Source organism: Streptomyces sp. Tue6028, from assembly GCF_002300165.1.
GTDB classification, from domain to species: domain Bacteria; phylum Actinomycetota; class Actinomycetes; order Streptomycetales; family Streptomycetaceae; genus Streptomyces; species Streptomyces siamensis.
Genome location: NZ_MLCE01000036.1, coordinates 201,907 through 226,841, shown reverse-complemented (window position 1 = coordinate 226,841; position 24,935 = coordinate 201,907). Strand labels below are relative to the sequence as shown.

At 72.3% G+C, this 24,935-nt stretch carries 24 protein-coding genes; 9 read left to right on the top strand and 15 right to left on the bottom strand.

Translation table 11 applies throughout. The features are described from left to right. The 3 genes from BKI49_RS33785 to BKI49_RS33775 are packed head-to-tail and all read left to right on the top strand — an operon-like array spanning nucleotide 1 to nucleotide 3,252. A complete protein-coding gene (locus BKI49_RS33785) occupies nucleotides 1–999 on the top strand; it encodes a carbohydrate ABC transporter permease (RefSeq protein ID WP_095938108.1) in 999 nt (332 codons plus the stop codon). Further along, nucleotides 992–1,864, top strand: a complete 873-nt coding sequence (locus BKI49_RS33780) for a carbohydrate ABC transporter permease (RefSeq protein ID WP_078628812.1) — start codon at nucleotides 992–994, stop codon at nucleotides 1,862–1,864. The genes BKI49_RS33785 and BKI49_RS33780 overlap by 8 nt, the downstream gene beginning before the upstream one ends. Before the next feature lie 29 nt (nucleotides 1,865–1,893). Next, nucleotides 1,894–3,252: a GH1 family beta-glucosidase gene (locus tag BKI49_RS33775; RefSeq protein ID WP_095938107.1), complete on the top strand. Its 1,359-nt coding sequence runs from the start codon at nucleotides 1,894–1,896 to the stop codon at nucleotides 3,250–3,252. Nucleotides 3,253–3,300: 48 nt separating this feature from the next. On the opposite strand, the gene BKI49_RS33770 is transcribed toward BKI49_RS33775, so the two are convergent. Then, nucleotides 3,301–4,263 (bottom strand): phosphotransferase family protein, encoded by a 963-nt coding sequence (locus tag BKI49_RS33770; protein ID WP_257005062.1) that lies wholly within the window; start codon nucleotides 4,261–4,263, stop codon nucleotides 3,301–3,303. A gap of 123 nt (nucleotides 4,264–4,386) precedes the next feature. Further along, on the bottom strand, nucleotides 4,387–5,334 hold the full coding sequence (locus BKI49_RS33765) for a DUF3626 domain-containing protein (RefSeq protein ID WP_095938106.1): 948 nt from the start codon (nucleotides 5,332–5,334) through the stop codon (nucleotides 4,387–4,389). 82 nt (nucleotides 5,335–5,416) lie between these two features. Here BKI49_RS33765 and BKI49_RS33760 point away from each other — a divergent pair, with 82 nt between their 5' ends. Continuing rightward, nucleotides 5,417–5,911, top strand: a complete 495-nt coding sequence (locus tag BKI49_RS33760; RefSeq protein ID WP_095938105.1) for an FBP domain-containing protein — start codon at nucleotides 5,417–5,419, stop codon at nucleotides 5,909–5,911. Between the two features lie 7 nt (nucleotides 5,912–5,918). Here the strand turns inward: BKI49_RS33760 and BKI49_RS33755 are convergent, their stop codons facing one another. After that, the gene (locus tag BKI49_RS33755) at nucleotides 5,919–6,260 is read right to left on the bottom strand and encodes a helix-turn-helix transcriptional regulator (RefSeq protein ID WP_095938104.1); all 342 of its coding nucleotides are present in this window, start codon (nucleotides 6,258–6,260) and stop codon (nucleotides 5,919–5,921) included. 254 nt (nucleotides 6,261–6,514) lie between these two features. Further along, nucleotides 6,515–7,111, bottom strand: a complete 597-nt coding sequence (locus BKI49_RS33750; protein WP_095938103.1) for a TIGR03086 family metal-binding protein — start codon at nucleotides 7,109–7,111, stop codon at nucleotides 6,515–6,517. Nucleotides 7,112–7,225: 114 nt separating this feature from the next. Between BKI49_RS33750 and BKI49_RS33745 the strand changes: the two genes are divergently transcribed. The 3 genes from BKI49_RS33745 to BKI49_RS33735 all read left to right on the top strand — a co-directional run bounded on the left by BKI49_RS33745 (nucleotide 7,226) and on the right by BKI49_RS33735 (nucleotide 10,978). After that, nucleotides 7,226–8,488: an FUSC family protein gene (locus BKI49_RS33745; protein ID WP_095938102.1), complete on the top strand. Its 1,263-nt coding sequence runs from the start codon at nucleotides 7,226–7,228 to the stop codon at nucleotides 8,486–8,488. Nucleotides 8,489–8,553: 65 nt separating this feature from the next. Next, the gene (locus tag BKI49_RS33740; RefSeq protein ID WP_095938101.1) at nucleotides 8,554–9,612 is read left to right on the top strand and encodes a hypothetical protein; all 1,059 of its coding nucleotides are present in this window, start codon (nucleotides 8,554–8,556) and stop codon (nucleotides 9,610–9,612) included. A 124-nt stretch (nucleotides 9,613–9,736) separates the two neighbouring features. After that, nucleotides 9,737–10,978, top strand: coding sequence for a lactonase family protein (locus BKI49_RS33735; RefSeq protein WP_095938100.1), 1,242 nt, complete (start codon nucleotides 9,737–9,739; stop codon nucleotides 10,976–10,978). Here BKI49_RS33735 and BKI49_RS33730 read toward each other — a convergent pair. Then, nucleotides 10,946–11,671: a DUF2470 domain-containing protein gene (locus BKI49_RS33730; RefSeq protein ID WP_095938099.1), complete on the bottom strand. Its 726-nt coding sequence runs from the start codon at nucleotides 11,669–11,671 to the stop codon at nucleotides 10,946–10,948. The two genes, BKI49_RS33735 and BKI49_RS33730, sit on opposite strands and share 33 nt — an antisense overlap. A 118-nt stretch (nucleotides 11,672–11,789) precedes the next feature. Then, the gene (locus tag BKI49_RS33725; protein WP_095938098.1) at nucleotides 11,790–12,398 is read right to left on the bottom strand and encodes a TetR/AcrR family transcriptional regulator; all 609 of its coding nucleotides are present in this window, start codon (nucleotides 12,396–12,398) and stop codon (nucleotides 11,790–11,792) included. Between the two features lie 107 nt (nucleotides 12,399–12,505). Here BKI49_RS33725 and BKI49_RS33720 point away from each other — a divergent pair, with 107 nt between their 5' ends. Beyond that, entirely contained in the window at nucleotides 12,506–13,996 is a 1,491-nt protein-coding gene (locus tag BKI49_RS33720) for a cytochrome P450 (protein ID WP_095938097.1), read from the top strand. Here the strand turns inward: BKI49_RS33720 and BKI49_RS33715 are convergent. Then, entirely contained in the window at nucleotides 13,958–14,806 is an 849-nt protein-coding gene (locus BKI49_RS33715) for a pentapeptide repeat-containing protein (protein WP_095938096.1), read from the bottom strand. The genes BKI49_RS33720 and BKI49_RS33715 overlap by 39 nt on opposite strands. Nucleotides 14,807–15,021: 215 nt before the next feature. On the opposite strand from BKI49_RS33715, the gene BKI49_RS33710 reads away from it, so the two are divergent. After that, nucleotides 15,022–15,897 carry an SDR family oxidoreductase gene (locus BKI49_RS33710; RefSeq protein WP_095938095.1) on the top strand — a complete coding sequence of 292 codons (876 nt, stop codon included), beginning with the start codon at nucleotides 15,022–15,024 and terminating at the stop codon, nucleotides 15,895–15,897. A gap of 17 nt (nucleotides 15,898–15,914) precedes the next feature. Here BKI49_RS33710 and BKI49_RS33705 read toward each other — a convergent pair whose 3' ends face one another. The 8 genes from BKI49_RS33705 to BKI49_RS33670 form a co-directional block, all read right to left on the bottom strand. Then, nucleotides 15,915–16,751, bottom strand: coding sequence for an enoyl-CoA hydratase/isomerase family protein (locus BKI49_RS33705; protein WP_095938094.1), 837 nt, complete (start codon nucleotides 16,749–16,751; stop codon nucleotides 15,915–15,917). Nucleotides 16,752–16,816: 65 nt separating this feature from the next. Continuing rightward, nucleotides 16,817–18,118 carry an alpha/beta fold hydrolase gene (locus BKI49_RS33700; protein WP_095938150.1) on the bottom strand — a complete coding sequence of 434 codons (1,302 nt, stop codon included), beginning with the start codon at nucleotides 18,116–18,118 and terminating at the stop codon, nucleotides 16,817–16,819. A 157-nt stretch (nucleotides 18,119–18,275) separates the two neighbouring features. Next, a complete protein-coding gene (locus BKI49_RS33695) occupies nucleotides 18,276–19,295 on the bottom strand; it encodes a LacI family DNA-binding transcriptional regulator (protein WP_095938093.1) in 1,020 nt (339 codons plus the stop codon). A 370-nt stretch (nucleotides 19,296–19,665) separates the two neighbouring features. Beyond that, nucleotides 19,666–19,986, bottom strand: coding sequence for an L-rhamnose mutarotase (locus BKI49_RS33690; protein ID WP_095938149.1), 321 nt, complete (start codon nucleotides 19,984–19,986; stop codon nucleotides 19,666–19,668). A 17-nt stretch (nucleotides 19,987–20,003) separates the two neighbouring features. Next, on the bottom strand, nucleotides 20,004–21,086 hold the full coding sequence (gene rhaS, locus BKI49_RS33685) for a rhamnose ABC transporter substrate-binding protein (protein ID WP_095938092.1): 1,083 nt from the start codon (nucleotides 21,084–21,086) through the stop codon (nucleotides 20,004–20,006). Nucleotides 21,087–21,273: 187 nt separating this feature from the next. Then, the gene (locus BKI49_RS33680; protein WP_028798687.1) at nucleotides 21,274–22,263 is read right to left on the bottom strand and encodes an ABC transporter permease; all 990 of its coding nucleotides are present in this window, start codon (nucleotides 22,261–22,263) and stop codon (nucleotides 21,274–21,276) included. Further along, the gene (locus BKI49_RS33675; protein ID WP_095938091.1) at nucleotides 22,256–23,296 is read right to left on the bottom strand and encodes an ABC transporter permease; all 1,041 of its coding nucleotides are present in this window, start codon (nucleotides 23,294–23,296) and stop codon (nucleotides 22,256–22,258) included. The genes BKI49_RS33680 and BKI49_RS33675 overlap by 8 nt, the downstream gene beginning before the upstream one ends. Beyond that, entirely contained in the window at nucleotides 23,293–24,807 is a 1,515-nt protein-coding gene (locus BKI49_RS33670) for a sugar ABC transporter ATP-binding protein (RefSeq protein ID WP_095938090.1), read from the bottom strand. Before BKI49_RS33670 ends, BKI49_RS33675 begins: the two co-directional genes overlap by 4 nt. Nucleotides 24,808–24,935 lie beyond the last annotated feature (128 nt).

Genomic DNA, 24,935 nt, shown 5'->3' with positions numbered 1-24,935 from the left:
ATGACCACCACGACCGCCACCGCAGAGGCGGCCGAGCGGACGGTGCGCAAGAACTCCCCCGGTGCGGCACGCGGCCCGCGCCGCACCGGGCGGATCCGTCGCATCGGGCTGCCGTACCTGCTGCTTCTCCCCGCCCTGGTCCTCGAACTCCTGGTCCACCTGGTGCCGATGGTCATCGGCATCGTGATGAGCTTCAAGGAGCTCACGCAGTTCTACATCCGCGACTGGGGCACCGCGCCCTGGTCCGGCCTCGACAACTACAAGGTGTCGGTCGACTTCGACGCGCCCGTGGGCAAGGCGCTGCTCGACTCGTTCTTCGTCACCGTCACCTTCACGCTGCTGTCGGTCGGCCTGTGCTGGCTGATCGGCACGGCGGCCGCGATCTACATGCAGGGCACCTTCCGCGGCCGCGGCCTGCTGCGCGCGCTGTTCCTCATCCCGTACGCGCTGCCCGTGTACACGGCCGTGATCACCTGGGTGTTCATGTTCCAGCACGACAACGGCCTGGTGAACCACGTCCTGCACGACCAGCTGCACCTCACCGACAAGCCGTCCTTCTGGCTCATCGGCGACAACAGTTTCATCGCCCTGCTCACCGTGTCGGTGTGGAAGGGCTGGCCGTTCGCCTTCCTGATCGTGATGGCCGGCCTCCAGAACATCCCGCAGGAGCTCTACGAGGCGGCGGCCCTGGACGGGGCGGGCATGTGGCAGCAGATCCGCCGCATCACGCTGCCGTCGCTCCGCCCGGTCAACCAGGTGCTGGTGCTGGTGCTGTTCCTGTGGACGTTCAACGACTTCAACACGCCGTACGTGCTGTTCGGCAAGACCGCCCCGGAGGCAGCGGACCTCATATCGGTCCACATCTACCAGGCGTCGTTCGTCACCTGGAACTTCGGCACCGGCTCCGCCATGTCCGTCCTGCTGCTGCTGTTCCTGCTGGTCGTGACGGGTGTCTACCTCCTGCTGACCTCCCGAGGAAGGAAGACGGCCGATGTCTAGCACCGTGACCCGCAGCCGCTCCCCGATGGCGCCGCCCCGGTCCTTCCTCTGGTCCCGGCGGATCTTCCTCACACTGCTCACCGGGTTCGTCCTGGTGCCGGTGTACGTGATGGTCTCCAGCTCGCTGAAGCCCCTCGCGGACGTCTCGGGGAAGTTCCGCTGGATCCCCAGCGGGCTGACGATCCGCCCGTACATCGACATCTGGTCGACGGTGCCGCTCGCGAAGTACTTCATGAACTCGCTGATCGTGGCGGGCGCCGCGACGGTGTGCTCGGTGGTGATCGCGGTCTTCTCCGCGTACGCCGTGAGCCGCTACTCGTTCCGCGGCAAGCGTGTCTTCACGGTCACCGTGCTGTCGACCCAGATGTTCCCCGGCATCCTGTTCCTGCTGCCGCTGTTCCTCCTCTACGTCAACATCGGCAACGCCACCGGCATCGCCCTGTTCGGGTCGCGCGGCGGGCTGATCCTGACGTACCTCACCTTCTCGCTGCCGTTCTCGATCTGGATGCTCATCGGGTACTTCGACTCGGTGCCGCGCGATCTCGACGAGGCGGCCCTGGTGGACGGCTGCGGACCGCTCGGGGCACTGTTCCGGGTCGTCGTGCCGGCCGCGATCCCCGGCATCGTCGCGGTCGCCGTCTACGCCTTCATGACCGCGTGGGGCGAAGTGCTGTTCGCCTCCGTGATGACCAACGACGCCACCCGCACGCTCGCCGTCGGGCTCCAGGGCTACTCAACGCTCAACGACGTGTACTGGAACCAGATCATGGCCGCCTCGCTGGTCGTCAGCGTCCCCGTGGTCGCCGGCTTCCTGCTCCTGCAGCGCTATCTCGTCGCCGGGCTGACGGCCGGTGCCGTCAAGTGACCGACTCCCCCCATTCCGAGAGGACTTCCGTGACCATCGACCTCGCCGCTCTCCCGCACGACTTCCTGTGGGGCACGGCCACATCGGCGTACCAGATCGAGGGAGCCGTGACGGAGGACGGCCGTTCGCCGTCGATCTGGGACACCTTCTCGCACACGCCGGGCAAGATCGACAACGGCGACGACGGGGACGTCGCCTGCGACCACTACCACCGTTGGCGCGAGGACATCGAGCTGATGCGCCGGCTCGGCACCAACGCCTACCGGCTGTCCGTCGCCTGGCCGCGCGTGGTGCCGGGCGGTGACGGCCCCGTCAACCCGAAGGGCCTCGACTTCTACGACGCCCTGATCGACGGCCTGCTGGAGGCGGGCATCACCCCGTCGGTGACCCTCTACCACTGGGACCTGCCGCAGGTGCTCCAGGACCGGGGCGGCTGGTCCGCGCGGGACACGGCACAGCACTTCGCGTCGTACGCGGCCGTCGTCGCGGAGCGGCTGGGCGACCGTGTGAAGCACTGGACCACGCTCAACGAGCCGCTGTGCTCGGCCTGGATCGGGCACCTGGAGGGCCGGATGGCCCCGGGCCTGACCGACCTGGCGGTCGCGGTGCGGGCCTCGTACCACCTGCTGCTGGGCCACGGCCTCGCCACCCAGGCCGTCCGCGCCGCCGTCCCCGGCGCCGAGATCGGCATCGTGAACAACCTGGCGAGCGTCGAGCCGGCCACCGACCGTCCCGAGGACGTCGCGGCGGCACGCCGTCTGGACGGGCACACCAACCGCTGGTGGCTGGACCCGGTCCACGGCCGCGGCTTCCCCTCCGACATGCGCGAGGTGTACGGGGTCGAACTGCCCGAGCAGCCGGGCGACCTGGAGACGATGGCGGCGCCGCTGGACTGGCTGGGCCTCAACTACTACTTCCCGTCCACGGTCGCCGACGACCCCACCGGGCCGGCGCCGCGGGTCCGTACGGTCCGCCGTCTCGGCGTGCACCGCACGGGCATGGACTGGGAGGTCGAGGCCGACGGTATCGAGCGTCTGCTGCTCCGCCTGACGGAGGACTACGGCGCGCGCAAGCTGTACGTCACGGAGAACGGCTCCGCCTACCCCGACGTGGTGCGCCCCGACGGGACGGTCGACGACCCCGAGCGCGTCGCGTACCTGGAGCAGCACCTCGCCGCCTGCGCCTCCGCGGTCCGCAAGGGCGTCCCGCTCGCGGGCTACTTCGCCTGGTCGCTGCTCGACAACTTCGAGTGGGCGTACGGGTACGACAAGCGCTTCGGGCTCGTGCACGTCGACTACCAGACCCAGCGGCGGACGGTGAAGGGCAGCGGGCACCGCTACGCGGAGATCATCCGCGCGCACGGGGGAAGGGGGCGCAGCGCGGCGTAGGGCCTGTCCGTCCGTGCCCGGCGTCGGCCGCCGGGCGGGCGGGAACGGTCACAGGGCCTGGCCCGCCTCGTCGAGGGCGGCGGTCAGCTGCGGCGCCACCGCCTCGCGCACCCGGGCGACCCGTGCGTCGCCGGGTGCGCGAGGCACCGTCTCCACGAGCATGATCAGGTAGAGGTAGCTGCGGTAGAGGGCCAGGCGCCGCCGCGCCCCGGCGTCGAACACGACCTCACCGCCAGCTTCTTGATAGCCCGTCAGGAAATGCGGGTCGCGCTCGATGTCGTCGAGCAGGGCGAGGGAGACGAAGTCGGCGAGCGGGTCGCCCCAGAACATGCGCTCCCCGTCGATCAGTCCGCCGACACGTGGCCCTGAATCCGAGCGCTCCACGAGGATGTTGCCCCGCCACAGGTCGAAGTGGACGAGGCGGGGGACGGTGACCTCGTCCAGCAGGTCGTAGGCGGCCTTCGCCGTCCTGGCCACCTCGTCCACGGGCCGGGGCAGCCAGGCGCGGAAGCGGCGGGCGTCGTCGAGCACGGCTTCGTACATCGCGGTGAAGGCGGTGCGCCAGTCGCCGGCCAGGTGGCCGAGCGCGCCGGAGGGGTAGCCGAACCCGGGGCCGGTCACCGTGTGCAGGCGGGCCACCAGCCCACCCAACTCCCCGCGCAGCAAGCTCTCTTCGTCCTCGGGGAGGTCGCCCCACGCGGTGCCCGGGCAGTGCGTGAGGAGGAGGTGGGCATCAAAAGGGGGGCCGACGACACTGGGCACGGGAACGCCGGTCGCCGCCGCGGCGCGGCAGAACTCCGCCTCGGAGACGACGAGCCGCCGTTCGTGGCTCAGGCCCGGGGCCGAGGCCGGCGGCGGGAACTTCACCACGTAGCGGCTGCCGTCGGTGAGACGCAGCTCCTCGACCTCGTTGTACGTCCCGCCCGTGAGGGCCCGGCGACCGGCGAGCAGACCGGGCGCGAGGCCCGCCCCGTCGAGGACCTGCCGTGCCCGCTCCCAGCCGTCCACCACCGCCACCAGGGCCCCCTCGTCGTCCGTGGGCCCCACTCTGCCAGCTGGGCCCGACGGCCTGAAACCCCTTTCTCCGGGGCCGGTCACGCACCTCGCACCGGGCCGCGGCGCTGTCGCCTGTCGTCAGCGCCGGTCGCCGGGACACTCCGGCGCGGCCGCCGGTACGGGGCCGGCCGTCCGCACACCCGGCGCGCCGACGACCGGTGCGCGGCCGGCCACCGCCGTGCCCGCGCCCTCCGGCGCACCGAAACGGGCGAGGCAGTGCCACACCTTCTTCAGGTCCTGCGCCTCGTGACGCCCCGAGCGGGCGGCGTCGCCGATGATCCGCGGATCGAGCCGTCCGTCCTCGGCGATCCGCGCGCCCAGTTCGACGAACTCCGGGCCGCGGAAGCCGGGGTGGCGCCGCAGTTCCTCGACGGTGAGCCGGTATCCGGGGTGGAACTCGACCGGACACGGCAGCCGCCGGGCTGCCGCCTCGACGGGGGTGCCCCGGAAGGAGGCGTCGAGGACGAGTGCCTCCATGTCCCGGTCCAGCAGGACCGGACCGTGCACATGGGCCTCGATGTAGTCGTCGAGCGCGTCGCGGCTGTCCACCTCGGCCAGTTCGACGAGGTTCATGCCGGCCGCCACACCGAACGCGGCAGGTTCGGCCGCGCTGTCGGGGTAGCAGAAGGTGGCGCGGCACAGCGCTTCGCCGGTCATCCGGAAGTGCGAGGAGCCGAACCGGGGTGAGGCGCCGACCAGTTGGCGGCGGAAGTTCAGCCCGCCGTAGACCGGGCGCTGCTGCGGGGGCGAGGTGTCGTAGGCGCGGTCGAAGATCCTGCTCTCCCAGAGCCACCGGTCACCCCCCGGGTGCGCGGTCAGGCCGCCGTTGCTGGTGCCGGTCACGAACTGCGAGCGGTACGAGCCGTCCCGGGCCATCGCGGAGAGGACCGGGACGCCGCCCACCAGCCGGTCCGGGTGGAAGTTCAGGGTCACCCGCAGCGCCGGGTCGACGGCCGGGCCGCTCGAACGGGCCGTGACGTGGCGCAGGGCCCGTTCCTGCGGTGAGCGGCCGTTCTCGAAATGCATTGGTTCTCCCCCGCGTGGCTAGGTAGCTTAGGGCTCTACCTAGTATCCCTAGGTTTTGTTTCCGCCCCGGAAGGACTCCCCCATGAGATCACTCAGCGAGCAGGACATCCGCGCCTCGTTCGTCAACTGCTCCAAGGGGGAGGCGCGGCGCCTCACCACTCCCCGGAACCTCGACGAACTCCCATGGGACGACCTGGACTTCCTGGGTTGGCGAGATCCCGGGGCGCCCGACCGCAGCCACCTCGTCACCGAGCGGGACGGGGCTCTCGTCGGCATCGCGCTGCGCCGCCCCGCCTCGCGGCACGGCTTCCTGCACCGCAGCATGTGCTCGCTGTGCCTGACGACCCATCCGGGCGGCGGCGTCTCCCTGATGACGGCCCGCAAGGCCGGCGCGGCGGGCCGCGAGGGCAATTCGGTCGGCGTCTACATCTGCACAGACCTGGCCTGCTCCCTCTATGTGCGCGGCAAGAGGCTCCCGCCGTCGGGGACCCGCCTGGAGGAGACCCTCACGGTTGCGGAGCAGATCGCCCGGACCGTTCACAACCTGTCGGCGTTCCTGGACAGGGTCACGGGCTGACGCGGCCTCACTCGGCGGTCCGTGCTCCCGTCGCCCCCTCGCCGCGGTGCGCGTCGTGCCGGGCCAGCAGGGCGAGCAGATCGGTCACGCTCAGACCCGCGTCCGCGGGGTGACGCAGGATGGTCCCCGGTTCGATGCGGTAGAAGTTGGTGCGTCCCACGCGAGTACGGGAGAGATACCCCTCCTGCACCAGATCGGAAATGATCTTCTGGACGGCACGCTCGGTGAGCCGGCAGCGGGCGGCCATGTCGCGGATACGGGTCCGGGGGTTCTCGGCGATCGCGGCGAGCACGCGCGCGTGGTTGGTGAGGAACGTCCACCCCGAGTGCGCCTCCGGTACTCCATCCATACCCCCAGGGTAGGGCGATGCATTCACGTATACAAAAGGGTGAAACCCATTTCCGGTATGCGGTGACAGGTGCCGTGCCGCGGCACGGGGCCCGGGCCGCGGGAGCGCGCTACAGAAGCCGCAGGCCGCGGGAGCGCGCTACGGACACCCGGGGGCCGCGGGAGCGCGCCGCGAAAGGCCCGGAGCCACGGGAGCGCGCCACGGAAGCCGACGGCCGCGGCGGCCCGGGACGTCCCTCCCGGGCCGCCGTGGTCTCAGGACGCGGCGGGCGTCCAGTGCGGGTCCCGGCCCAGGAAGGCGAGCAGGGTCTCGGCCCGGGCGGAGCCCTCGGGCACCTCACGCGCGGGGGCGAACACCCCGAACGAGTCGCGCAGATGGTCGACGAGCGACTGCGCCGCGAGCCAGACGCCGTCGGCCACCTCCTCGTCCAGCGGAGCGTCCTGCCCCGTCGCGACGGCGATGTCCCAGGCGTGCACGGCCGCGTCCATGGCGGCCGCCGCGGCGGCCAGGGGCAACGGCAGCGGCCCCAGCGGGGTCGGCACCTCCGGGGCGTCGGCGGACAGCTGCGCGTAGGCGTCCGCGACCCCGCGCAGCACCTTGTCCAGTGCCGCCTGCGCGTCGGCCGTCAGACCGTCGAGGGGCTGGAAGGGGTCCGACTCCGGCCGGCCGGCGCCGGTGATCGCGGCGCCGTACGCCTGCTGGTCGAGCCGCGCGTGATTGAGGACCTGCCGGGCCGTCCACTCGCTGCACGGCGTGGGCGCTCCCCAGCCGCCCTCCGGCACGGCCGCGGCAACCTCCCGCAGGTAGGTGTGTGCCCGCGCGAGCAGTTCGACGCCCTGGACGTTGGTCATTCCGGTCCCCTCCTGGTCCCTCCGGCTGATGACACCAACCTAGGCCCGATTGCGGACAGCTTCGGTCCGCAATAAAGAAGTTCGGCCCACCTGTGGAACGGGAACAGGCCAGAGATGCGAGAGGTACAGGGTGAGTGGGCGGCCGGCGTCGCCCGGATGGTGAAGCGGCGACGGGAGCCGGTGGTCCTGCAGACCTTGCGGTCGACCGCCGCCGCGACCATCGCGTACGTCGTGGCCGTGCACCTCAGTCCCGAGCCCGCGCCGCTCACCGCGCCCCTCACCGCCCTGCTGGTCGTCCAGGTGACCCTCTACTCCACGATCACCACCGGCGTCCGGCGGGTGAACTCGGTGGTGGCGGGCGTCGTCATCGCGATCGGCTTCAGCAGCCTGGTGGGGCTGACATGGTGGAGCCTGGGCCTGATCATCCTCGCCTCGCTGATCGCCGGACACCTCGTCCGGGTCAGCGAGTTCGTGCCCGAGGTGGCGATCAGCGCGATGCTGGTCCTCGGCGTGACCAGAGTGGGCGACACCGCGTGGGCCCGCGTCGTCGAGACGCTGATCGGCGCCGTCGTGGGGCTCGGCGCCAACCTCGTCTTCCCGCCCCCGGTATGGGTCGGCGCGGCCGGTGAGTCGATCGAGGACCTCGCGCGCCGGATGCGGCAGCTGATGCTGCGCGTCGGCGAGCAGGCGGCGGGCCGCACCCCCTTCCGGCTGGCCGCCGAGCGGCTGCACGAGGCGCGCCGCCTCGATCACGACATCGGCGGGGTGGACGCGGCGCTGCGGCAGGCCGAGGACAGCCTCAAGCTCAATCCGCGGGTGCGGGAGGGACTGCTGCACCGGGTGGTGCTGCGCACCGGTCTGGACACCCTGGAGATCTGCACCGTGGTCCTGCGGGTCATCGCACGCAGCCTCACCGACCTCGCCAAGGAACGTGAGCCGGAAGCGCTGTTCGAGCCGCAGGCGGGGGCCGTCCTCGAGCAGTTGCTGGCCCAGGTCGCCGACGCCGTCGTCAGCTTCGCCGTGCTGGTGACCAGTGATGCGAGCCTTAGTGCCGCGTCCGCCGAGGAGCGGCTGAGCGCCGAGCTGACCACGGCCGCCTCCACCCGGGACAAGCTGGCGCAGCTGTTCCTGGAGGAGGTCCAGCGGGACGCCCGCCACTGGCAGCTGCACGGCGCGCTGCTGGCCGAGGTCAACCGCCTCATCGACGAGCTGGACACCGAGCACCGCACCCGCAGGCTTCTGGAGGAGCTGGACCGCTGCGCACGCGAACAGCGTGAGCGCCGCCCCCGGCTCACCCGGCTGCGGCAGCGGCTGCGCGTGCCGCCGCAGCTGCGCCTCAAGCGGAACCGCCCCGCTGCTTCCCGACGTTCTAGCTGAGGAGAGCGTGACGACGCCGGGGGCGCTCCGGCGCCGGAACGGTACGACGAGGAGGGGGCGGTCCCATGACCGAGGAAGCCGTACGGATCGACGGGAACACGCTGCGACTGCCGGGCGGGGTGCAGGTGCGGTTCATGCGGACCCTGCGACTGCCGGAGACCGGCACGCACGCCCTGCCTCCGGGGCTCGGCGAGTTCCCGGTGCGCCGCGTCGAGGACTACCCGGACACCGTGCCCGCCGCATGGCGGTCACGCGGCGGGGTGATGCTGCCGGTGTATCTGCGCGAGGCGATGTGGCTGAATTTCGCCGGGTCATCGGAGCCTGCGGCGTTGCAGGTCGGCGTCGGCAAGGTGTGCGCGATCTCGGGCAAGAGGTGGAGCTCCCGTCTCACGCGGAAGCCGCAGAATTACGTGGTTCTCCCCCGACAGCCGTGGCTGGACGGGATCAATTCCGGCAAGGGCACGGTCCGCCAGTTCGTGGCGGTGCCGCTGGGTCTGGGGGCCACGGTCGAGGGCCAGGTCACCGGCGAGGAGGTGTGGGGCGGCGTCCAGCTCCAGTCCTTCCCGCTCAACGACGCGGAGCTGGCGGCGTGGCGCGAGGAGGAGCGGCGCCGGGCCCAGGAGCGCAGCTTCATGCCGCCGCCCGGCGGTGGGTACGGCGCCGCCTATCCGATGGCCGCGCCGGCGGCGCCGGGCGCGGTCCCCGCCCCCGCGGCGGCCCCGGCGGGGCGTGCGCGGAGCGCCCCGGCGATGGGGCTCGGCGTCGGCGGCTCGATGCGCCAGGAGGTCTACCGTGACGACCGGCCGCTCAAGGCCTGGGCCGAGGAACCGGCGGGGCGCGTCTTCGTCCACCTCGTGACGCCGCCCGAGTGGCGCCGGATCACCGGCGAGGCGGCCCCGCCGTCCCCCGTCGACCGCGCCGCCTACACGCGCGCGGGGCTCCCCTGGTTCGACTACTACGACCAGGACGCCGCGGACCTGGCCCCGACGGACGCGCTGGGTTCGGTGCAGCCGGTGGGCGAGTGGCTGGGCGACGACCACGAGCCCTGGCAGCAGCCCTCGCCGCACCAGGTCAAGCCGCTCGGGGACGCGCCGGGCAAGCCGGTCGAGGACGGCGACTGGTAGGCGCCACGGGGGCACGGCCGCGCGTTGCGCAGGGCGCAACGCGCATTGCCGGTCTTGCATGCGCAGGGTGCCGCACGCCAAGGTGGCTGTCACGGCCGAGGCAATCGACACCTGAGGTGCAGGCATGAGCAGTGACGCGCGACCGTCCCCGGGCCAGGGCGGCGGCTGGACCAGGCGCCGCTTCGTGGGCGTGCTCGCGGGAGCCGCCGCCGTGACGACGGTGCCGGCGCCGGCCGCCCCCGGGGCAGCGCCATCAGGGGCGGCGCCCGCTCCGGCCGCACCCGCGCCGACCGCCTCACGCTCCCCCGCGCAGGGCTCCCGCCCCGGTCCGCGCCCGCTGTTCCTCGGCACCTACACCTCGGTCGACGGCGGCGGCACCGGGGTCGGCATCGCCTCCTACGACCCGACGACGGGCCGTGTCACCGGCGCCGGCACCGTCACCGGCGTCGGCGATCCGTCGTACCTCGCACCGCACCCCGACGGCCGCACGCTGTACGCCGTCGACGAGCGGGAGGACGGCGGCGTGACGGCCGTACGGCTGCGCGCGGGCGGCCAGAAGCCCTCGGTGCTCGGCACCCGCTCCACCGGCGGTGCGGGTCCCTGCCATCTGTCCGTGCATCCGAGCGGGCGCTGGCTGCTGAGCGCGAACTACGGGTCGGGCAGCGTGGCCGTGCACCCGATCGACGTCTCGGGCGCGCTCGGCGAGCGCACCGACCTCGTCACGCACTCCAGCCCGGCACCCGGGCCGGGCCAACAGGGCCCGCACGCACACCAGTTCATCACCGGGCCGGACGGCGACCACGTGCTCGCCGTCGACCTCGGCACCGACACGGTCTACACCTACCGGCTGGACCGGTCGAAGGGCACACTCACCGAGGTGTCGCAGGCACACACACGGCCGGGCGCGGGCCCACGCCACCTCACCTTCCACCCCGACGGCCACCACGCCTACCTCGCCAACGAGGTCGACAACACCGTCGCGGTCTGCGGCTACGACCCGGCCACCGGGCGGCTCACGGTGGGCGATCCGCAGTCCACGGGCACGGGCGAGGGCACGAGTTACCCGGCCCAGATCCTGGTGACGGCCGACGGGGCGTACGCGTATCTCGCCAACCGCGGCCACAACAGCCTGACGCGCTACGCCGTCGAGGCGGACGGCGGCCGGCTCAGGCTGCTGGACACGGTGCCGGTGGGCGGGGACTTCCCGCGCCACATCGCGTTCTCCCCGGACGGCCGGCTGCTGTTCGCGGCGAACCAGCGGTCGGGCACCGTCAGCGTCTTCCACGTCGACGCCGCGGACGGTGGACTGCGGCTCGCGGGCGAGCCGTTCGCCTCACCGGTCGCCGTCTGCGCGCTGCCACTGTAGGGGGCGCGGGCAGGAGGCCGAGCTCGCCTGCGTGAGCAGGACGTGCATGCGTTCGGTGAGCTCGGAGACGTCGTCGGCGGGTGCGTGGAAGGGCAGGCGTACGTCGCCGTTGCCGCGCGCCCGCTCGATGCGCAGGGTCAGTCCGTGCCGGTCGACGGCGAGCGGCTGGACGCACACCGCGCCGTGCAGGCTGTCCGGCTCGACCAGCCGGGTCAGCCGCTCGACCGCGTCCGGATGGGCCTCGGCGAGGTGGGTGAGCAGCCGGGCCTCGGCGGTGGCGAGGGGGTCGGCGCGGGCGTCGGCGAACTCGTCGAGGTCGAGCACGACCGTCCCCGACGGGCGGCGCAGCACGGCGCGCGTCGGCCGGAAGGCCAGTTGCCCGTCCTCGGGGGCGCACCATCCGGCGAGCCACAGCCGGGCGCGGATGCGGTTGCGCAGCGGTACGGGAGCGGCGTCGGCGAACTCCAGGACGGCGGACGGCTCGCCGCGCGGCGCGCAGATCGCGGCGGCGAGGAGTGCGCTGTCCTCCGGTACGTGCAGGAGCACCCGGCCGTCCGCGGCGACGGTGTGCGCGCCGACGAACTCCTCGCGGCCGCCCTGCGCGGTCACCGCGCAGGACCAGGCCACGGCGAGCATCGATCGGGCACATTCCGCCGCGCTGGGCGCGGCCGTCCAGGCGTGACGGTCACCCATCAATTCCTCCTTAGGTAAGGCTTGCCTAACCTATCGAAGATCCGGGCATACGCCAACCACGCCTCGCCGTTCCTGGACCACCCCTGTCCGCGCGCCGTCCCGTTCGGGCCGTGCCGCCTCAGGGGTCGATGGCGCCGAGCAACGCCCGCGCGCACAGGTCACGCACCTGCTCCCGGGTCAGGTCCGCACCCCTGAGCCACTCCAGGCACACGGCCGTGGTGAAGGCCAGCCATCCGCGGACGGCGATCCGGAGTTCGGGGCGCTCCTCGGCCAGCCGGCCGAGCTCCGGGTCGGCGGCGAGCGCCTCCAGGATCTGCCGCTCCTGCGCGGCCAGCGCCTGCCGGTAGACCCTGCGCACGGCCTGGTCGCCCGCCGCGTCGGCACGATGGAAGGCGCGGAAGCCGTGCGCGTGCTCCTCCACGTAGCCGAGGAAGGTGTCGAGGCCCGCGCCGAGCTGCTCGCGCACCGGAACTCCCGGCACGGCCGCGGTCATCCGCAGCATCCGGCCGCTCTCCCGCTCGACGACGGCGGCGAAGAAGTCCCGCTTCGTCGGGAAGTAGTGGTACAGCAGTCCGCGCGAGACGCCGGCGATCTCCGCGACCTGCTCGATCCACACGTCGTCGTACGGGCTCTCCGAGAACAGGCACGCCCCGACGGACAGGAGCTGCTCCCGGCGCTCCTCGGTGCTGAGCCGGCGCCGTGCGCGTTCCCCCTGCTTCCCCGCCATGCCCGCACTGTACTTGACGTCGGTTCAACAACGGGACCAGACTGAATTCCGCTATTGAACCCACGTACAACAGACCCAACCCGTCCCAGGCACAAGGGAGATGGCTGATGGCTCGGACGACGGAGGACGCGCCGCCCAGGGGGTTCCGCAGCGCTGAGCTGGGCTGGCCGGAGCTGCACCGCATCCCGCACCCGCCGCGCCGTGTCCCGCTGGCCGGCGACGTGCTGGGCGTGAGTCCGCGCTCCCCGGTCCAGGACTCCATGCGCTTCGGACACCTGCTCGGGCCGATCTTCCGGCGCAAGATCTTCGGCAAGGAGATCGTCTTCGTCTGGGGCGCGGACCTCGCGGCCGACCTGGCGGACGAGGCACGGTTCGCCAAGCACGTGGGTCTGGGCGTCGCGAACCTGCGCCCGGTGGCCGGGGACGGCCTGTTCACCGCCTACAACCACGAGCCCAACTGGCAGCTGGCGCACGACGTCCTCGCCCCCGGCTTCAGCCGCGACGCCATGGAGGGCTACCACCCGATGATGCTGGCCGTCACCGAGCGGCTGACGGACCACTGGGACCGGGAGCAGGCGGCGGGGCGCGCGGTGGACGTGCCCGGCGACATGACGAAGCTGACCCTGGAGACGATCGCCCGGACCGGCTTCGGCCACGACTTCGGCTCCTTCGAGCGCTCCCGGCCGCACCCCTTCGTGAACGCCATGGTGGGCACCCTGACGTACGCACAGCGACTCAACAGCATCCCCGGCCCGCTGGCTCCCCTGCTGCTGCGCGGCGCCGCACGCCGCAACGAGGCGGACATCACGTATCTGAATCGCACGGTGGACGCGGTCGTCGCGGCCCGAGGCTCCGGCGGCGGTGACGGCGACCTGCTCGACCGGATGCTGGACACCGCCCACCCCGAGACCGGTGAACGGCTGGCGCCGGAGAACATCCGCCGGCAGGTCATCACCTTCCTGGTCGCGGGACACGAGACCACGTCGGGCGCGCTGTCCTTCGCCCTGCACTACCTCGCGCTGCACCCGCAGGTCGCGGCGCGCGCCCGTGCCGAGGTCGACCGCGTCTGGGGCGACACGGACCGGCCCGGCTACGACCAGGTGGCCAAGCTGCGCTACGTCCGCCGCGTCCTGGACGAGGCGCTGCGCCTGTGGCCGACGGCACCCGCCTTCGCCCGCGAGGCCCGGCAGGACACCGTGCTCGGTGACATCCATCCGATGCGGCAGGGCGCCTGGACGCTGGTCCTGACGGCGATGCTGCACCGCGACCCGGAGGTGTGGGGTGCCGACGCCGAGCAGTTCGACCCCGACCGCTTCGACGCGACGGCGGTACGGGCCCGGCCCGCGCACACCTTCAAGCCGTTCGGCACCGGGGCGCGGGCCTGCATCGGCCGCCAGTTCGCCCTGCACGAGGCGACGCTGGTCCTCGGGCTGCTGCTGCGCCGCTACGAGCTGCTGCCCGACCCCGGCTACCGGCTGCGGGTCGCGGAGCGGCTGACGCTGATGCCGCAGGGGCTGCGGCTGCGGCTGGAGCGACGTGCTCCGGTCCGGCGGGAGGCCTCAGCCGCGGGCGGTCCAGTGGCCCGGGCGGCTGACTGACTCCGGAAGCCTGGTGTCCGCGCTGCCGCGGGCCGCATTCAGCTGCGGCTGGGTCAGGAAGAACGCGCCGGTCAGGTCGGCGTCCATGAGGTCGGTGTCCCGCAGATCGGCGCCGATCAGGTCCGCGCCGCGCAGATCGGCGCCGGTCAGGTCGGCGGCGATGAGGTAGGCACCGCGCAGGTCGGCGCCCCGCAGGTCCGCGCCCTTGAGGCGGGCCCCCATCAGGTCGGCGCCGCGGCGGTCCTTCTTCCGGCCCCGGCCCACTCCCGCGCGGGCGAGCTCGCTGACCCGCAGCAGGAGCACGTTGACCTCCCGGCGGTGGGCGCCCACGTCCAGGTCGGCCAGCTCCTGCGGGCTCAGGCGGGTGAGCCGCTCCGTCTCGTCGAGCGCGCGGCGCGCGTCCGTGTGGACCGGCCGGGCGGCGGGGAGCGTCAGGGACTCGCTCAGGTACCACAGGAGTTCGTGGAGCTGCCGGACGACCGGGAACACGTCGAACATCTGCCGGGCGTCAGCCGCGGAGCCCGAGCGCCAGTCCTGGCCGCCGAACGTGACCTGGGAGACCTTCTGCCCCGCGCCGAAGCAGTCGTACACCGTGCAGCCGGTGAAGCCCTCCTCGCGCAGCCGCGTGTGGATGCCGCAGCGGAAGTCCGTCTTCAGGTTCGGGCACGGTCTGCCCGCGTCCTTGTCCAGGGCGAAGTCCGCGGAGCGGGAGAACGGCAGGGCGACGCAGCACAGCCCGAAGCACTCACCGCAGTCGGCCTTGAGCAGTTCCAGCCGCCGCCCGGGGACCGCTCCCCTGTCTTCTCGCATGCACCCAGCGTACTGAGCCGATCGGACCGCCCTGAACTGGGGCGACGCCCTCGTCCGGACCACTCGTCCGCCCGGCCGCGGCGTGCCGTGACGGAGCCGCACGCGCCACCGCCCGTCCTCCGCGCACCGTGACGGGTGCCGAGCGCGTCCCGGTCCGGCCGGAAGGCGCTCCCTGTCTCTGGAGATCTGGCGGCGCAGGCGGTATCGAGACGGCCATGGACGACACCTCCCTCCCCGGCCTGCCCGCCCCTCCGCCGCTCGGTGCGAGCGCGCTGCCCCCGGGCACGTACGACGGCTCCCTGGTCCTGGTCACCGGAGGCGGCACCGGCCTGGGCAGGGCGATCGCCGCCGAGTTCGCGCGGCTGGGCGCCGACCTGGTGGTCGTCAGCCGCGGCGAGGAACATCTGCGGTCCGCGCGCGAGGAGTTGACGGCGCTGGGCGCGCGGGTGACGACCGCCGTGTGCGACATCCGGGACGCGGGGCGCGTCGCCGAGGTGTTCGACCTGTGCGGACCGCCCGACGTGCTGGTCAACAACGCGGCGGCCAACTTCCCGGTGCCCGCCGAGGACATGTCGCCCAACGCGTGGCGGGCGGTCGTCGACATCACCCTGACCGGCACGTTCCTCATGACGCGTGAGTTCGGCCGCCGTCATCTCGCCGCGGGCACGCCGGGCTCGGTCGTCGACGTGGGCGCGTCGTACGCCTGGACGGGCGGCCCCGGCTTCGCGCACAGCGCCGCGGCCAAGGCCGGCGTGGGCGCCCTGGTCCGGACACTGGCCGTGGAGTGGGGGCCGTACGGGATCCAGGTCAACGGGCTGGTGCCGGGGCTCATGCCGCACGCGGACATGACCGGGGACATCCGCGGGCCGCTGGAGCGGGCCGGCGCGCACGACGCGCGCCAGCCGGCCCTCCGGGTCGGCGCGCCGAGGGAGCTCGGCTGGGCGGCGACCTTCCTCGCGTCCCCCTACGCCCGGTTCATCACGGGCCACACCCTGGTGGTGGACGGCGCGAACTGGCAGCGCCGGGAGCTCGTCAGCCCGCCGGTGGTACCTCTGCGGGACCAGCTGGGGCGGGGACCCTTCACCGGTTGAGCCCGGGTCCCGGACGGTCACTTCCCCTCGAAGCGGACCGTGCGGCGCGCACCCTTCGCCGCGTACCCCTCGCGGGCGTCCTCGGAGGTGAGCGTGAGCGCCGCCGAGACGGCGGCGCGGTCGAGGGCCGCGGCGAGCCCGGCGTCGGTGTACGCGTCGATGTCGTGCTTCACGCCCTGCACGGCGAGCGGCGCGTTCGCCGCGATCTCCGCCGCGAGACCGCGGGCGGTCGCCTCCGTCTCGTCGGGCGTGGTGACGAGCTGGACGAGGCGGAGGCGTTCGGCCGTGGCCGCGTCGATCCGCCGCCCCGTCAGCGCGAGGAGTTTCGCCCACCCCGCTCCCGCCTCGCGCGCGATCCGCAGGTCTCCGCCCGCGTCGACCGCGACCCCGAGCCGGGTCTCGGGCAGGGCGAACACCGCGTCGTCGGCGGCGACGCGGACGTCCGCCATGAGGGCGAGTTCGAAGCCGAACCCGAGGCAGTGGCCGCGGACAGCGGCGACGACCGGCTGCGGCAGGCGGGCGAAGGCCGCGAACCGTTCGTGCGCCCAGCGGATGCCCTCGTAGTAGTTGCGGAACCGCTCGGCGCCGGTGCGGCCGGTGATCGCCCCGCCCGGCGCCGTGACGTCGATGCCAGCGCAGAAGGCCCGGCCCTCGGCCCGCAGCAGGACCACCCGGATCGACTCGTCGAAGCGGATCCGGTCGGCGAACAGGCCCAGCTGACGGGTGGATTCCCAGCTCCACGCGTTCAGCTTGGCCGGGCGGCAGAGGGTGAGGACGCCGATGCCGTCGTCCTCGACGTCGAGGCGCAGCCGCTCCTCGCCCTCCGGGATGTCCGTGCGCGTGGTGTCGATCACCGTGCCCCCTCGGAACTCCGACGACTCCTGACAGTCCGTCAGAAGTCTAGAGGGACCCGGGAATCTCAGACCTCGTCGCGCGCGAGCGCCAGCAGCCGGTCCAGGACGCGCGGCCCGCCCGCCCGCACGCCGTCGTGCTCGAACTCGTCCGTCACCCAGGTCCGCACGCCCCGGACGTCGCGCGCCGTGCGCAGGGAGTGCTCGGCGTCGACGTACATGTCGTCGTGGTAGACGGCAGCGGCGACCGGCACCTCGTTCGCGGCGAGGCGGGCCGGGTCGTACAGCGCCGGCCAGTCGGTGCGGGTCGCCAGTTCCTCGGCGGTCTCGCGCAGCGGCCGCAGGGCCGGGTCGGTCTCGAACGTCCAGGGGTGCACGGACTCCCCGGTGAACAGCACCGGGCCGTCGTCCGTGAGGGCCTTGGCCGCGTCGAACTGCGGGAACTCGGCGCGCACCCGCTCGGCGGACCATGCGGTGGGCCGGTCGCCCTGGGCGTAACAGGCCTCGTGGACGAGCGCGTACAGGGGATGTCCGGCGTACGACAGCAGGCTCTGGACGTCCTCCTGGAAAGCGTCGGAGAGCGCCGGGCCCTGCGGGGTGCGGACGAAGGCCTCCTCCAGCAGGTAGTGCAGGCGGTGGCTGCCCTCGCTGCCGCCGAGCAGGATGCCGAGCGACTGGAAGGCCTCGACGGTCAGGCGGTAGCCGCCGTTCAGGACCGGTTCGTGCTGGAGCAGGTACTCCGCGATCCGGCGCGCCCGCTCGACGTCCTGCGGGTAGCGCGCGTAGTGCGCGGCGACCTTGCGCTCGATGCGCGGGTACGCCGCCCGGTACACGTCGTCCGCGTGCGCGTCCAGGGAGGGCAGGCCGCCGGTGATGACGGCGGTGCTCAGCCCCTCCGGGGCGGCGGACAGGTAGTGGACCGTGCAGAAGCCGCCGAAGCTCTGGCCGAGGACGGTCCACGGGGCGCCGCCGGTGAGGCGGGGCCGGATGGCCTCGCAGTCGCGGACGATGGAGTCGGCGCGGAAGTGCGCGAGGTAGCCGGCCTGCTCGCGGGGGCCGCCGCGCAGCGGGAGGGTCTGCCGGTTGGCGGGCGTGGAGTGTCCGGTGCCGCGCTGGTCCAGCAGCAGCACCCGGAACTCCTTCAGCGCGCGGCCGAGCCAGGCCTGCTGGCCGATGAAACGGTTGGCGCCGAAGCCGGGACCGCCCTGGAGGTAGACGAGCCAGGGGAGGTCCTGGTGCGCCTTGTCGCTCGCGACGACCTCACGGGCGAAGAGCTCGATGCTCTCCCCCGCCGGGTCGTCGTGGTCGAGGGGCACGGCGAAGCGGTGGTCGGTGAGGACCACACCGGGCTGACGGTAGCTGACGGACAACAGGGCTCCCGAGACGTACGGATTCCAGGCCGTGTCCCAGTTGAGCACATGTTCCTGAGGCGGTGGGCCCCGGGATCAAGAAAATCTACTGAACAGCCGCTCAGCCCGCACCGCTGCGGCTGCCGCCCGCCGGCATCCCCGGCAACTGAACGGCCGCTCAGCGCGCGGAGAGGCTGGAGCGGCGCACGACCAGCTCCGGCTGGAGCACCACACGGCGGTGCTCGTGCGGAGCGGTCTCCGTCTCGATCTCCTCCAGGAGCAGCTCGGCGGCGAGCGCGCCCATGGTCACGGCGGGCTGGCGCACCGAGGTCAGCGGTACCGCCGCCGCGGCGGCGAACTCGATGTCGTCGTAGCCCACGATGGCGAGGTCGTCGGGCACGCCGACGCCCGCCGCGTACATGGCCTGCAGGACGCCGAGGGCGAGCAGGTCGTTGGCGCAGAAGACGGCGGTGGGCCGCTCGGCGAGACCGAGGAGGCGGGCGCCGGCGTCGCGACCATCGGACACGTCGAGGCGTTCGGTGGGCAGCTCGCGCAGACAGTCGGGGCCCAGTCCGGCCTCCGCCAAGGCGTTCAGGGCGCCCGTGCGGCGGTCCCGCACCTGGTTGAGTCCGGGCGGGCCGCTCACGTAGGCGATGGACCGGTGGCCGGCGTCCACGAGGTGCCGTACCGCCAGGGCGCCGCCCGCTACGTCGTCCACCGAGACGGAGCACTCGGTGGTGCCGTCGGCGACCCGGTCGACGAGCACGAACGGGATGCCGTTGCGGCGGAACGCGTCGATGTTGCGCCCGCTCGCGTCGGTCGGCGTCAGCAGCACCCCGCGCACCCGCTGCTCGGCGAAGAGCGACAGGTAGTCGGCCTCCTCGCCGGCACTCTGCGCGCTGTTGCAGACCATCACGCCGAGCCCCGCGTCGCGCGCGGCGCGCTCCGCGCCGCGCGCGACGTCGACGAAGAACGGGTTGCCCATGTCCAGGACGAGCAGGCCCATGATCCGGCTGCGTCCGGCCCGCAGCTGACGGGCGGACTCGCTGCGCACATAGCCGAGCCGGTCTATGGCGGACAGCACCCGCGCCCGGGTCTCCGAGGCGACCGTGTCGGGGCGGTTGATCACGTTCGAGACCGTGCCGACGGAGACTCCGGCGGCACGGGCGACGTCCTTGATACCCACCGACTGGGCCATCAGGCGCAAACCTCCAGGGAAACGAGTTGCGGCGGGCAGGCCCTCACATTACCCGCGCACGGGCCGGAACCGGTGGTCACGCGGACAGCCCGACGCCGGCGCCGTGCGGTGCCGCGCCCTGACCGGGGACCGGGGTGCGGTGACGAGGGCGTGGTCCCGCCGGACCCCTCCCGGAGGACCGGGAAGAGGGGTGCGTCCCGCGGGACCGCCGTCCCGTCGACGACGGCTGTCCCGTCGACGACGGCATCGGCGTGGATGTCGGACCCTCCGCCGCCGTGCGGCGGTGTCCGGTAGGTGCGCCCGAAGGACCGCGGGCCGACCGCGCGGGCCGTCGTGGGCGGAGTGCGTCGTCTCATGCGAGGGGTCCTGCTCAGGCGAGATGGAAGACTTCGGTGAGCGGTTTCATGGCCTCGTCGGGTCGGGCGCCGTCCAGCGATTCGAAGAACGGCGCCATCTCCGCCTGCCATCGGGCGTTGACGTCGGTGGCCTCCATGCCCGCCTGGGCCGCGGCGAAGTCCTCGGTCTCCAGGTAGCCGACGAGCAGGCCGTCCTCGCGCAGGAAGAGCGAGTAGTTGTGCCAGCCGGTGGCCGAGAGCGCCTCGCACATCTCGGTCCACACGGCGGCGTGCCGCTCGCGGTACTCGTCGAGGCGGTCCGCCCTGACCTTCAGCAGGAAGCACACGCGTTGCATCAACACCCCTTGAGGAATCAGAAGCCGAACTGGTCGATGTTCTTGGCGTCGAACACGGTCGGCTTGCCCAGGTTGATCACGCCGTCCTTGCCGATGGTGAAGGTGCCCATGTCGCCGGCCTTGAAGGTCTCGCCCTCCTTGCCGGTGATCTGCCCGGAGGACAGGGCCACGGCCGTACGGGCCGCGAGCTCGCCGAGCTTCGCCGGGTCCCACAGCTCGAAGGCGTCGACGGTGCCGTTCTTGACGTACTTGCGCATGTCGTTCGGGGTGCCGAGGCCGGTCAGCTTGACCTTGCCCTTGTACTTCGAGCCGGACAGGTACTGCGCTGCGGCCTTGATGCCGACCGTGGTCGGGGAGATGATCCCCTTGAGGTTCGGGTGCTCCTGGAGAAGGCCCTGGGTCTGCTGGAAGGACTGCTGGGCGTCGTCGTTGCCGAAGGCGACCTTGACCAGCTTGATGTCCTTGTACTTGGGGTCCTTCAGCTCGTCCTTCATGAAGTCGATCCAGGTGTTCTGGTTCGTCGCGGTCTGCGCGGCGGACAGGATCGCGATCTCGCCCTTGTAGTCGATCTGCTCGGCGAGCAGCTGCACCTCGGTGCGGCCCAGGTCCTCGGCGCTGGCCTGCGAGACGAAGGCGTTGCGGCAGTCGGTCTTGGTGTCCGAGTCGTAGGTGACGACCTTGATCTTGTTCGTCATCGCCTGCTTGAGCGCCGTGCACAGGGCGCCCGGGTCCTGCGCGGACACGGCCATCGCGTCGACCTGCTGCTGGGTCAGCGTGTTGACGTAGCTGACCTGGCTGCTGGTGTCGGTGGCGCTGCTGGGGCCGACCTCCTTGTAGCTGGAGCCGAGTTCCTCGAGCGCCTTCTCGCCGCCCTTGTCCGCGGAGGTGAAGTACGGGTTGTTGACCTGCTTGGGCAGGAAGCCGACGGTCAGGCCCTTCTTGGTGGCCGCGTTCGGGTCGGCCTTGCCCGCGGTGGCGGCCGAGCCGCCGGAGTCCTTGACGTCGTTCTTGGTGGTGCCACCGCAGGCGGTGACGGCCAGGGCGAGCGAGGTGACGGCGGCGAGGGCCGCGCAGCTGCGACGGATCGACGACTTGCGCATGGCGGGTCCTTTTCGGGAGGGAGGGGGTGCGCCCCCGACGGGGCGCGGGACTGTCTCGGTGTGCGGCTCCGCCGCGTCGGCGCGGCCGGCCGGGGACGGCCGGCGGCCGTCGGACGGCCGGTCCGGCGGGTGCGCCGGGAACGGGTGGGTGCGTCGTGAGCGGGTGGAACGGGCGGGGGCGGGGCGGCTAGGTCTGCGTCGTGGCCGCCCTGCGGCCCGCCCGTGCCACGGAGATCTGCCGTGCGACCCGGGGGCCGAGCACGGAGACGACGAGCAGGACGCCGGTGACGACGATCTGCGACTGCGCGGAGACGTTCAGGAGGCTCATCACGTTCTGCAGGGCGCCGAGGAGGAAGACGCCGGCGATCGCGCCGCCGAGCGTGCCCTTGCCGCCGTCGAAGTCGATGCCGCCGAGCAGGACGGCCGCGACGACGGAGAGTTCGAGTCCGGTGGCGTTGTCGTACCGGGCACTGGCGTAGTGCAGGGCCCAGAAGACCCCGGTGAGCGAGGCCATGAAGCCGGTCGCGACGAACAGGATCAGCTTCTGCCGCTTCACGCGGACGCCGGCGAACCGCGCGGCCTCCTCGTTGGCGCCGACCGCGAACGCGGAGCGCCCGAACGGGGTGGCGTGCAGGACGACCACGGCGACGGCCAGCAGCACCAGGAAGGGCAGGAACGCCTGCGGCAGGAACGTGTCGCCGATGCGTCCGGCCGCGAAGTCGAGGTACTGCGTGGGGAAGTCGGTGACGGCGTCCGAGCCGAGCACGATCTGCGCGACGCCCCGGTAGGCGGCGAGCGTACCGATCGTGACGGCGAGGGAGGGCAGTCCGAGCCGGGTCACCAGCAGACCGTTGACCAGGCCGCACACCACGCCCAGGAGCAGGCACAGCGGGATGATCGTCTCGATGGACATGCCCTGGTTCCACAGGGCTCCCATGACCGCGCCGGACAGGCCGGCCGTGGAGGCGACGGACAGGTCGATCTCCCCCGCCACCACGAGCAGGGTCATCGGCAGGGCGATCAGCGCGATGGGCAGCGTGTTGCCGATCAGGAACGACAGGTTGAGGGCGTTGCCGAAACCGTCGACGAAGCCGAAGGAGAACAGCAGCAGGACGATGAGGAGGGCGCCGACGACCGTGTCCCAGCGGACGGCGCGCGCGAGGGGCGAGTCAGCCATGGCGGGCGTTCCTCTTCTTCAGTGCGGAGGCCACGCGCAGCGCGACGACCCGGTCGACCGCGATGGCGAGGATGAGCAGGATGCCGTTGATGGCGAGCACCCAGACGGAGCTGACGCCGAGGGCGGGCAGCACGCTGTTGATCGAGGTGAGCAGCAGGGCGCCGAGCGCGGCGCCGTAGACGCTGCCGGAACCGCCGGTGAAGACGACCCCGCCGACCACGACCGCGCTGACGACGGTGAGTTCGTAGCCGTTCCCGGTGCCGGAGTCGACGTTGCCGAAGCGGGCGAGGTACAGGGCGCCCGCGAGTCCGGCGAGGCCCCCGCACACCACGTACGCGGTCAGGATGCGCTTGCGGACGGGGATGCCGGCGAGGCGGGCGGCCTCCGGGTTGGAGCCCAGCGCGTACAGCTCGCGGCCGCTGCCGAAGTGCTTGAGGTAGTACGCGGTGACCAGCAGCACCGCCAGCGCGATCAGCGCGAGGTAGGGGACGGCCGAGATGCCGCCGGAGCCGAAGTCGACGAAGGAGCCGGGCAGGTCGGCCGCGGTGATCTGCCGGGAGCCGACCCAGATGGAGTCGATGCCGCGGATGATGTAGAGGGTGCCGAGGGTGACGACGAGCGCGGGTACCTGGCCGAGGCTGACGAGCGTTCCGTTGACGAGTCCGCAGGCGATGCCGAGCAGGACCGAGAGGAACACGGCGACGACGGGGTTCCCGCCGCCCTGGAGATAGGTGCCGGCCGCGAAGGCGCTGATGCCGAGCGTCGAGCCGACCGACAGGTCGACGTTGCGGGTGATGACGACGAGCGACTGTCCGGTGGCGACCAGGACGAGGATCGTCGCGTTCAGGAGCAGGTCCTTGATGCCCTGCTCGGACAGGAAGTGGCTGTTGCCCGCCTGGGTGATGGCGATCATCACCAGGAAGACGATCAGGATGGCCAGTTCGCGCATCTTGAAGACGCGGTCGACCAGCCGTGTACCGCTCGACCTGGGCACCTCGGCGGCGGGGGCGGGGTTGGGAGCGGTCACCGTCATGCGGCCCTCCCGGTGGCTGCGGCCATCACGGTTTCCTCGGTGGCTTCGGAGCGTGGGATCTCGGCGGTGAGCCGGCCCTCGTGCATCACCAGCACGCGGTCCGCCATGCCGAGGATCTCGGGCAGATCGGAGGAGATCATCAGGACGGCCACCCCGTCGGCGGCCAACTCGCTGAGCAGGCGGTGCACTTCGGCCTTGGTGCCGACGTCGATGCCACGGGTCGGCTCGTCGACGATCAGCACCTTGGGGCCGGTGGCGAGCCACTTGGCGAGGACGACCTTCTGCTGGTTGCCGCCGGAGAGCGTGGAGACGGTGTCCGCGATCCTGGCGTACTTCACCTGGAGCTTGACGGCCCAGTCGAGGGAACGGCTGCGCTCGGCACCGCGGTCCATCAGGCCGGCCCGCACCGTGCTGCGCAGACCGGTCAGGCCGATGTTCCGCTCGATGGACATGTCCATCACCAGGCCCTGGGCACGCCGGTCCTCGGGGACGAGGGCCAGTCCGGCGGCCATGGCCGTCGAGGGTGCGCCGTTGGTCAACGTCCTGCCGTCGACCTCGACCTCGCCCCCGTCCCAGCGGTCGACGCCGAACACGGCCCGCGCCACCTCCGTGCGGCCCGCGCCGACGAGGCCGGCGAGGCCGACGATCTCGCCGCGCCGCACCTCGAAGGAGACGTCGGTGAAGACGCCCTCGCGGGTCAGCCGGCGCACGCTCAGGGCGACCTCGCCGGCCCGGACGTCCTGCTTGGGGTAGAGCTCGTCGAGGTCGCGGCCGACCATCCGGCGCACCAGGTCGTCCTCGGTCATGCCGTCCAGCGGCTCGCTGGCGATCCAGGCGCCGTCGCGCAGGGTGGTGACGCGCTCGCAGATCTGGAAGATCTCCTCCAGGCGGTGCGAGATGAACAGCACCGCCGAGCCCTGGTCGCGCAGGGTGCGCACGACGCCGAAGAGGCGGGCCACCTCGCTGCCGGTGAGGGCGGCGGTCGGCTCGTCCATGATCAGGACGCGGGCGTCGAAGGAGAGGGCCTTGGCGATCTCCACGATCTGCTGGTCGGCGATGGACAGGCCGCGGGCGGGGCGGTCGGGGTCGAGCTCGACTCCGAGGCGCTGCATCAGGGCCAGGGTCGCGGCGTGGGTCGCCTTGTGGTCGATGCGGCCGAGGGCGCGCCGGGGCTGGCGGCCCATGAAGATGTTCTCGGCGATCGACAGGTCGGGAAAGAGCGTGGGCTCCTGGTAGATCACCGCGATGCCCGCGTCGCGGGCGTCGGCGGGTCCGTGGAAGACGGTGGACTCACCGTCCAGCAGCACCTGGCCGGCGTCCGGTCGGTGCACGCCGGCGAGTGTCTTGATGAGGGTCGACTTGCCCGCGCCGTTCTCTCCGGCGAGCGCGTGCACCTCGCCGGGAAACAGTTCCAGGGACACGTCCCGCAGGGCGCGCACGGCGCCGAAGGACTTCGAGATGTCCTTGAGCGCCAGCACGGGGGCCGGACCCGTATCGGACGGGTGGGTCATGAGGGGCTCCTCGACGACGTCGGCGGGACGGCCCCACAGCGTCGTGAAAGGTTTCAATTGGGTTGCCGGGACGTTAGGCATGTCACCCAGGTCACGTCAATGGGTTCGTGTCGAAATTTTTCGATGGT